The 8,794-nt window shown below is 43.7% G+C and carries 7 protein-coding genes and 1 pseudogene; 6 read left to right on the top strand and 2 right to left on the bottom strand.

Annotation, left to right across the window (positions count from 1 at the left end):
• Positions 1 to 438: pseudogene (locus tag RYL27_RS03005) on the top strand (radical SAM protein); the annotation flags it as partial.
• A 159-nt stretch (positions 439 to 597) separates the two neighbouring features.
• Here RYL27_RS03005 and RYL27_RS03000 read toward each other — a convergent pair.
• A complete protein-coding gene (locus RYL27_RS03000) occupies positions 598 to 1,623 on the bottom strand; it encodes a glycosyltransferase family 2 protein (protein WP_314965139.1) in 1,026 nt (341 codons plus the stop codon).
• A gap of 11 nt (positions 1,624 to 1,634) precedes the next feature.
• Positions 1,635 to 3,242, bottom strand: a complete 1,608-nt coding sequence (locus RYL27_RS02995; protein ID WP_314965138.1) for a L,D-transpeptidase family protein — start codon at positions 3,240 to 3,242, stop codon at positions 1,635 to 1,637.
• A gap of 132 nt (positions 3,243 to 3,374) precedes the next feature.
• Here RYL27_RS02995 and RYL27_RS02990 point away from each other — a divergent pair, with 132 nt between their 5' ends.
• The 5 genes from RYL27_RS02990 (at position 3,375) to RYL27_RS02970 (ending at position 8,793) form a co-directional block, all read left to right on the top strand.
• Positions 3,375 to 4,487 carry a DegT/DnrJ/EryC1/StrS family aminotransferase gene (locus tag RYL27_RS02990; RefSeq protein WP_314965136.1) on the top strand — a complete coding sequence of 371 codons (1,113 nt, stop codon included), beginning with the start codon at positions 3,375 to 3,377 and terminating at the stop codon, positions 4,485 to 4,487.
• Positions 4,484 to 5,530, top strand: a complete 1,047-nt coding sequence (locus RYL27_RS02985; protein WP_314965134.1) for an ATP-grasp domain-containing protein — start codon at positions 4,484 to 4,486, stop codon at positions 5,528 to 5,530. The genes RYL27_RS02990 and RYL27_RS02985 overlap by 4 nt, the downstream gene beginning before the upstream one ends.
• 41 nt (positions 5,531 to 5,571) lie before the next feature.
• Entirely contained in the window at positions 5,572 to 6,264 is a 693-nt protein-coding gene (locus RYL27_RS02980) for a glycosyltransferase family 2 protein (RefSeq protein ID WP_007155831.1), read from the top strand.
• A gap of 115 nt (positions 6,265 to 6,379) precedes the next feature.
• Positions 6,380 to 7,717 (top strand): lipopolysaccharide biosynthesis protein, encoded by a 1,338-nt coding sequence (locus RYL27_RS02975; protein WP_314965132.1) that lies wholly within the window; start codon positions 6,380 to 6,382, stop codon positions 7,715 to 7,717.
• A 101-nt stretch (positions 7,718 to 7,818) separates the two neighbouring features.
• Positions 7,819 to 8,793: a glycosyltransferase family 2 protein gene (locus tag RYL27_RS02970; protein ID WP_314965130.1), complete on the top strand. Its 975-nt coding sequence runs from the start codon at positions 7,819 to 7,821 to the stop codon at positions 8,791 to 8,793.
• Position 8,794: the final 1 nt, after the last annotated feature.

Here is an 8,794-nt window from a genome sequence, read left to right as displayed (position 1 = left end):
TCAACAACAAAAGAAAGGGTTGAAGCATTAAAAATATTGCGTGATGAGGGAATACCAACAGTAGTTTGGTTAACTCCGATACTGCCATTTATCAACGATACGGAGGGAAACATTATTGGTATTTTAAATTATTGCAAGGAAGCAAAAGTGTTTGGAATAATATGCTTTGGTATGGGAGTTACACTCAGAGAGGGAAATAGAGAGTATTTTTATTCGCATTTAGATAAAAAGTTTCCAAAGCTGAAAGAACGATACATCAGAGAATACGGAAACAATTATGTAGCAAACAGCGTAAACAATAAAAAACTAATGGGTGTATTTCACGAATTCTGTGGGCGGAAGGGTATCGTTCATGATAATGAAGCAATATTTAACTATTTGGGACTATTTGAGGGAAAGGACATCTCAAAGCAGCTTAGTTTTTTTGATGAAGTTTGACTAACGGAATTTAATATCTATGATTATGAGCGATAGAAAAATAAAAATCTATCGTCTTTTTCTTTGCTTAAAATTAAAAAGAAAAGCGTCAATAAATCAAAAAAGGTACTTGACAAAACGCTCGTTGGCGAGGTTAGCGGAGCGTGCCCGCTTTCCTGCCTACAAAGAATCGGAGCGTAGCCCTTTTCTTCTCCTCTTTCTCTCCGAAAGATACACAAAGCAATTTTTAAAAAGCCTTCCCTCAATCCTCAGCATTCTTCCAAGAGGCACTTCCCAGAAATCCACCTTCTTCATTTCCTTTCTTTCCTTTAAGCCTTTAAAGATACCCTTTCGATAGGCCTTTCCGTAGCCCTTCTTTTGGAAGTAAAGAGCCTTAATCAAAATTCCCAGTAAGAAGGGAAGGAAATTCAGAATTTTCAGCCCGAGAGGAAAGTTTTTATAAAGCAGGAAAATAGAGTTTCTGGCAGAAAGCTCCACCTTAAAATCGCTGTATTTTCCACCGCTGGTTCCGGAACCCACATGCTTACAAAGGGCAGTGGGGCAGTAGTACACAGAGTAGCCCTTCCACTGGGCTCGAAAGGATAAGTCAACATCCTCCAGGTAGGCAAAATGCTTTTCGTCAAAAAGTCCGGTTTCTTCCAAAAGAGGAATACTGTATAGGGAAGCTCCTCCGCAGGCGGAAAATACCTTTTCAGCCTTAGTCCACCGGGAGGCTTCATCCTCTAAACCTCTTTGGAAGGGAAAACCTAAGAGACACAGTTCGTCCCCTGCATCATCCATCAGGCTGGGGTCATGCATCTTTACCATTTTGGAGGAAAGGGCAAATACCTTTTCTCCTTTTTTTTCTTTTTCTTCCATGAAAAGCAGAAGCTGCTCCACAAAATCCGGAGCCACCTCCGTATCGTTGTTTAAAAGCAGGGCATAGCTTGCTCCCTGCCCCTTGGCCCAGAGAATTCCCTGGTTCACTGCAGTGGCAAAGCCTGTGTTTTCCGTATTTTGAATCAGGAAAATCCGCTCCGGATCCTGCTCCATCCAATACCGGATTTGTTTTTCACTGTCGTCCTTGGAAGCATTGTCCACAAAAAGAATAGAAAAGTCCTGCCTACTTTGCGAAAGCAAAGCAGGCATGCACTTTTCTAAAAAATGAGCTCCATTATAGTTTGGTATAACGATGGTTGTTTTCATTTGTTTGTCCCTTAGGCATTGGGTTCAATGATATTTTCTTCAGCTTCCTTAGCTACTTCCTTCTTGGAGTCGGCTACACTCTTGGCATCCTCTGCACTTTGCTTGCCGGCAACAACAGGATCCGTAGGATCGTAGTTCTGCTCTCTGGGGATAGCCTGCATGATGGCATCCTTTTCGATGGGACCCTTGTCCCAAGCGTCGGAATACACGGTTACGGGGGTTCCGTTCTTACAGTTTTCGTAGACCCACTGGGAATCGATGGCTCTTAAACGAATACATCCGCCGGAAATAGCCTGATCGATAAAGTTGTAGTTGATGGCATCAAAGCTGTTGGGGTCCGCCTTTTCATACAATAAGGAATGAATCAAAAATCCCTTGTAGAAACGGGAGAGGAACTGAGTGTAGCAATCCTTGTGCATGAAGTGCCAACGATATTTCTGGTAAATCTTGAAAGTACCAAGAGGGGTATCCGGTCCCACACTACACATCATGGTTTTATAAGGAATAGTGAATTTTCCTTCCTCGTCCTTGGTCATTACATAGAGGGTTCTGGTTTCTTTATTAATACGGATACTGTAGGCAGACTGCTTACCCATAATCGGCTCTAAGTCCTTTAAGGCAATACCCTGTTCGTTTAGGTAAATGCGATAGCCGTTTACGACCTTCCAGCCTCTCTGGGCAACACCGTTTTCAAAGTAGTACTGGTTGGAATCCGGGTCGAAAGCATAGCCAGTATAGGGGCTGTTGTCAGCGGTTTGGTACTTAGGTTCTCCATTTTCAAAATAGAGTCCCTCCTGATAGGCACTGTCTAATGCTTTTCCGCGCTTTCCGCTAAACTCCACACCGTTCTTCCAAAGGGCAATCTTTAAGCCCACAATATACTTATCTCCGGAAAAGCTTCCGCAGGCTTCTCCGCTTTTCGCCCAATCCGTTACGGTACCGTCACTTAATACTGCACGGTAGTAGATTTCTCCCATGGTATGGGTATAGCCCTTGACTCTCAGCATGATAGCGGTAACGGTTCCCTTGTCCGGAGTGGTTTCTCCGGAAGCCGCCCAGGGTCCCCAGGAGCTTGAGGGAGAATAGGTACGATAATACCATCTTCCTACGTTCTGGTGCTCCAGCATGATTCTTTGGAAGCCGTTGGGGCTGAAGGTAAAGGACTGGTTGTCCTGACTGTAACCGTAGTCGATTCGTTCTCCGGCGGAATTATATATATAGTAGGTTGCCAAAGGAACCAGATTTAAAACCGGGTCTGCGGCCATGTCTCCCGCATGATCGGTGGTCATAAAGGGACGAATGGCATCTACTGTAAGCTCTGTTTTTTCCAAGGGAGCGGATTCCTGTACGGTGGCATTGTTCTCTCCACCGTTATTCTGGGAAGTTCCGTTTGTATTCTCTCCGGCATTACTGCTTCCGGAATCTGTATTTCCGGGACTTACAGATGCACTATTACTTCCGTCTACAGGACCCTGAGAAATTGAGGGGGCATTTTCCTCTGTATATACAATGGCGGTATTTTCCGTACCCTCTACAGGATTTGCCAAAGCAAGAAAGGGCTGTGTTGCGGAAATACTCATTAGTGTAAGAATGGCAGCGAATTTTTTCGCTTGATTCATAGTCAACCTCCTTAAAATCTAATATACCTATGAACCTTAACACAAAAACGCAAAAAGAACTAGGGAGCATTTACATTTTCATGGGATTACTATAGAATTGTAAAAATCTCGACAGAATTTAAGGAGGAAGTAATGAAAAAGAAAGAAGAGCTCTACGTTACAAAATCAAGCCTTCCTCCTTTGGAGGAATTTCTTCCCTATTTGGAAAAGTTATGGGAAACTCGTCTTTTAACCAATATGGGAGAATTTCATGAACAACTGAAAAAAGAGCTCTCTACCTATCTTTTGGTGGAAGATACGGAGCTATTTGTAAACGGACATATCGCTTTAGAACTTTTGATTGAAAGCCTTGGGAAAAAAGGGGAAATCATTACCACTCCCTTTTCCTTTGCCAGTACCACCCATGCCATTGTACGAAACGCTTGTACTCCGGTGTTTTGCGATATTGAAGAGGAGTTTTATACTATAGATGTAAAAAAACTTCGCTCCCTGATTAGCAAGGATACGGTGGCCATATTACCGGTACATGTCTATGGGCATCTTTGCGATGTGGAGGAGTTGGATAGGATTTCCAAGGAATACGGTATTCCGGTGCTTTATGATGCTGCCCACGCCTTTGGGGAACGTTACCATGGAAGAGGAGTGGGAAGCTTTGGCTATGCTTCTATGTTCTCCTTTCATGCTACCAAAGTTTTTCACAGTATAGAGGGCGGTGCGGTTTGCATTGGAGAGAAAAATCCGGAGCTTTTGCATAAGCTTTATGCCTTGAAAAATTTCGGTATTATGGGGCAGGAAAGTGTGGAGCTTGTGGGCTGTAACGGGAAAATGAATGAATTTTCCGCATCCATGGGACTTTGCAATTTACGGCATATAGGGGAATATATTAAGGAAAGGGAAAAGCGGTACCGGCATTACGAAAGCCTGTTAAAGGACGTCCCCGGTCTTATTTTTCCTAAGGAGCAGGAGGGTGTGGAGAAAAACTATGCCTATTTACCGGTTCGGATTTTAGGAGAGGGAAGAAGAAATCAGATTTTCTCCCTTCTGGAAAAAGAAGGCATTCATCCCAGAAAATACTTTTATCCTTTGATTTCCGACTATGATTGCTATAAAGGAAAGTTTTCGGGGGATGGCACGCCGATAGCCAAGAAAATTGCGGAGGAAATACTGACTTTGCCCATCTATCCTGATTTGGATTTTTCCGATATTGAAAGAATTTCCGTTATTTTACAAAAGGAGTGTTCATGAAAAATATTCTGTGTACAGCCTTGGGCTCCTTTTCCACCAAGACGGTTATAGAAGGACTGGAAAAGAAGGGCTATACCGTATATGGTGCGGACTGTTATCCCGGAGAGTGGATTCCCATGGCGAAAAGGGTGAAGGACTTTGCGCAAATTCCCTTAGTACGGGAGGAAGAGGTATATTTGGAGAGAATTCTTTCCTTATGTAAGGAGTGGGAGCTTTCCGCTATTTTTCCGCTGATTGATTTGGAAGTGGATTTTTATGAAAAACATAAGGAACGCTTTCAAAAGGAGGGAATTACCCTTTGTATTCCCAAGGGGGATCTAAGTCTGATTCGGGACAAATACCTTTTAAGTAAATTTCTTTCCGACAAGCTGGAAGAGGGATTTTCCGTGATTCCCGGAGAAGAGTATGAAGATTTGGATTTTGAGAATCTATCTTTTCCCATGATTGCCAAGAAAAGAAACGGCCGTTCCTCAGAGGGCTTGTGTGAGATTGAAGATGAGGATCAGTTGGGATTTTTCTGCAATAAGATGTGGAGAGAAGAGGAGAAGAACTACATTTTCCAAAGAAAAATCGAAGGGAAGGTCTATACCGTAGATTACTTTCGAGGTCATGGGGGAGTGGATAGAGCACTGGTACGGAAAGAAAATCTTCGGACGAAAAATGGAGCCGGAGTCAGTGTGGAAATTTTGCCGGAGAAGGGTATTGAAAGGCAGTGCAAGCGGATTGCAGAAGCTTTAAATCTTTATGGTCTTGTGAATTTTGAGTGGATTTATGAGGAGCAGGAGGACTGCTTTTATTTTCTGGAAATCAATCCCCGACCTTCCGGCGGAATAGGATTTTCCGTGCTGGCGGGAGCGCCCTTTGTGGAAGAGGCGGCAACATTCTATCTTTCTGAGACACCGGAACAGGATGCCGAAGGAGAGAAGGCTGCAGGAAGGCTGTCAGAAACAAAGGCGATGGCGGATTTTGTTTCTCAAAAGCCGGAAGCCGGTATTCGTTATGGTTTTTACGGAAAGTATTATGATGATTTTTATCTTTCCTAGCTACGACAGATAAAAAGTTAAAAAATTCTTCTAAGGAGGATATGTTGGAAGAAAAGAAATTACTCTGGATTATTCCCGCTTACAATGAGGCGAAGAGTCTGGACGCGGTGGTGGAAGACATTTTGTCCGTAGACCCTAAAGCGGAATATATTATTGTTTCCGACGGTTCCACAGATGGAACTGTGGAGCTTTGCCAAAAAAAGGGCTATTCCTACCTTGCTCTTCCGGAAAATCTCGGCTTAACGGCCTGTTTTCAAACCGGTATGCGTTATGCAGATCAAAGGGGCTTTGCCTTTGCCTTGCAGTTTGACGGTGACGGACAGCACCGGGCGGAGGATGTGGAGGCTTTGCTGGAAGAAGCGGAAAATGGCGTGGACATTGTTTGCGGTTCCCGTTTTTTGGAAAAGAAAAAAGGAGGCTCTTTACGAGACTTCGGTTCTGCCTTAATCAGCCTGGCTATTCTTTTAAGAACCGGAACAAAACTGACGGACCCCACCTGTGGACTTCGGATTTACGGACGGGAAGCCATTCTTCGCTTTTCCAGAGAACGAAATTTCTCTCCGGAGCCGGATACTCTGGCCCATTTACTTTTGGCTGGAATGACGGTTTCCGAGGTGCCGGTAAAGATTCGGGAAAGACGGGAGGGAGAGTCCTATTTAAAACCCTGGAATGCGGCAAAATATATGACCAGAGTACTTTTGTCTATCTTATTTTTCGGGAATACAAAAATATAAAAGGATAGAAATAAAGGGGAGAAGAGCTAAGTTTTAAACCGGGAACTTCTATGGAAGTGGAGAGCGTTTATACAAGCGGCACTTTAAAGAATAGAAAGTAGTGTAGAAAAGCGTAATGAGTGTAGAGTCGGTAGGAAAACAGGGAGGGCAGAAGCCTTCCTTCATGAAAAATGATGTGCTTTGGAACGGCATAGGCAGTATGTGCTATGCCTTAGCCTCCATGGTGCTGGCTTTCTTTGTCCTTCGTTTAGGGGGAGAGGAGCAGGGAGGAATCTTCGGCTTCGGGTACTCTACTTTAGGACAACAGTTTTTCATTGTGGCTTACTTTGGGCTTCGACCCTTTCATATCACGGATATGAAGGGAGAGTTTTCTTTTCGGCAGTATAGGCAGTTTCGCAGTCTTACCGGTGGCTTGGCTCTGATTTTTGCTCTTGCTTTTCTTCTTTTTCAGTATTGCACCGGCTCTTATACCGGAGAGAAGGCGTTGATTTTATTTTTCCTCTGTCTCTTTAAAATAGGGGATGCCTTTTGTGATGTGTATGAATCGGAACTGCAAAGAAGAGGAGTGCTGTATAAGGCCGGACAGTCCATGTTTCTTCGCACGGTTTTTTCCGTCCTGGCTTTGTTGATTTTTCTCGGTATCACTAAAAATCTTTTCCTGGGAGCCATTGCTATGAATCTGGCACAGGTGGCCTCCTTCTTTTTGTTCTCCTTCCTCCCCTTAAAAGCTACCATGCCACTGGGGGAAGAAAAGAGCCTCAGTAGCTCGGATTTAGCTAAGCTTTGGAAGGAGGTTTTCACCCTCTTTCTTTCCGTGTTCTTAGATTTTTATGTTTTTTCTTCCAGCAAATATGCGGTGGATCAGGTCTACGGTTCTTCCCGTTCCGGTATATTTAATCTTTTGTTTATGCCCGGAAACTTCATTTATCTTTTGGCAAACTTTATTATCCGCCCTGCCCTTCCGCACCTGGCGATACTTTTTCAAACGGGAAAGGAAAAAGCCTTTCGAAAGCAGGAAAAGTCCTTGTTTAAAAAGGTCGCCTTGTTGTCCTTAGTCCTTTTCCTTTTGGCCCTTATTTTTTCCGGCCTGGCCCTCAGGATTTTAGAGTGGATTCTTGGCAGCAGCTTTTCCGGAAAATTTACGGGAGAAAGATGGACCTTCTGCATTTTGATTTTGGGCGGAGCTTTCTATGCTCTGGCTAACACGGAGTACTATCTTTTGATTTTAAAGCGAAAGCAAAAATGGGTTTTTATCGGCTATGGCATTGCCAGTCTGCTTTCTTTTTTTACGGTAAATCAAGTAGTTGGCATGGGAGGATTTTTTTACGGCAGTCTGCATTTTCTCTCCATGATGGTCTTTTTGTTCCTTTTCTTCTTTGTTACGGGACACGGGAAGGGAGAATTTAAGGGCAGTGTATTGACTGTTTCTTCCCCCAAAAGCGAAGAGCAATAGCAGAGCAAAAGGAGAAGGGAAACCCGGAGCGAAAGTAGAAGCCACAACTATACCTTTCTTTTCTAAAGAGCCCATGTTAAAATGCCAAAAGGAGGTAGGAAATGCAGGAAAATGCCCAAAGTCAGAAGCAAAACTATGACGTTATCATCCCCACCTATAAGCCGGATGAGAAATGCAAAAGATTGTTGGATGCCCTGGAAAAGCAGGAAGTTCCTCCACGAAAAATCATTTTGATTAATACGGAAGAAGCTCTTTTTCCCAAGTCCTTATTGGAGGGAAGGAACCCGGAGCTTTACCTTTTAAAACATATTAAGAAAGAAGAATTTGACCATGCTTACGCCAGAAACCTGGGGGTATCTTTTTCGGATGCGCCTTTTTTTCTATGTATGACGGAGGATGCGGTTCCAAAAGATAGCTCTTGCACTAAGGAATTGCTGGAAGCCTTTTCTTGGGAGGAGAAAATCGGGGCGGTTTACGCAAGACAGCTTACCGACGAGGAAAGCTCCTTTGACGAGGTGCTTTCCCGGAGCTTTAACTATGGAACAGAGCCGAAGATTTGCGGCATAGAGCAGTTGCCGAAGCTTGGCATCAAATGCTTTTTCCAGTCCAATGTCTGTTGTATGTATAAAAAGGATTTGTTTCAAAGTCTAGGCGGCTTTTCCGAACCCAGCATTTTTAATGAAGATATGATTTATGCCGCAAGAATGCAGGAGGCGGGAGGAAAAACAGCCTACTGCCCAAGGGCGGAGGTATGGCATTCCCATCATTTTTCCGCCATGGATCAGTTCCATAGAAACTTTGACCTGGGGGTGTCCCACAGAGACTATAGGGAGATATTCTCAAAAATTCCTGCGGAAAAGGAAGGAATGAAGTACCTGAAGAGAAGCATAGGAAAGCTTTGGCAGGAGAAGAAGGCGCTTTTAATCCTACCCTTCCTTTATAAAACCGCCTTTCGTTTCCTTGGGTATCAACTGGGAAAGCGTTATCATAAGCTTCCGAAAAGTTGGGTGTTTGCCTTTACCGTGAATCCCCAGTATTTCCGAAAGAAGTTTTCCAAAGAAAGGGAAAAACAGTAAT

Origin of the sequence: Oribacterium sinus (assembly GCF_963537195.1) — a bacterium.
Taxonomy (GTDB): domain Bacteria; phylum Bacillota; class Clostridia; order Lachnospirales; family Lachnospiraceae; genus Oribacterium; species Oribacterium sinus_A.
The sequence above is the reverse complement of the archived record's forward strand: the minus strand, read 5'-3'. Positions and strand labels throughout refer to the sequence as shown.

Excerpts from the sequence above, each read along its gene's own strand:
- RYL27_RS02970 (WP_314965130.1), top strand. The coding sequence starts at position 7,819 with ATGCAGGAAAATGCCCAAAGTCAGAAGCAAAACTATGACGTTATCATC.
- RYL27_RS02980 (WP_007155831.1), top strand. The coding sequence starts at position 5,572 with ATGTTGGAAGAAAAGAAATTACTCTGGATTATTCCCGCTTACAATGAG.
- RYL27_RS02990 (WP_314965136.1), top strand. The coding sequence starts at position 3,375 with ATGAAAAAGAAAGAAGAGCTCTACGTTACAAAATCAAGCCTTCCTCCT.
- RYL27_RS02975 (WP_314965132.1), top strand. The coding sequence starts at position 6,380 with ATGAGTGTAGAGTCGGTAGGAAAACAGGGAGGGCAGAAGCCTTCCTTC.
- RYL27_RS03000 (WP_314965139.1), bottom strand. The coding sequence starts at position 1,623 with ATGAAAACAACCATCGTTATACCAAACTATAATGGAGCTCATTTTTTA.
- RYL27_RS02995 (WP_314965138.1), bottom strand. The coding sequence starts at position 3,242 with ATGAATCAAGCGAAAAAATTCGCTGCCATTCTTACACTAATGAGTATT.
- RYL27_RS02985 (WP_314965134.1), top strand. The coding sequence starts at position 4,484 with ATGAAAAATATTCTGTGTACAGCCTTGGGCTCCTTTTCCACCAAGACG.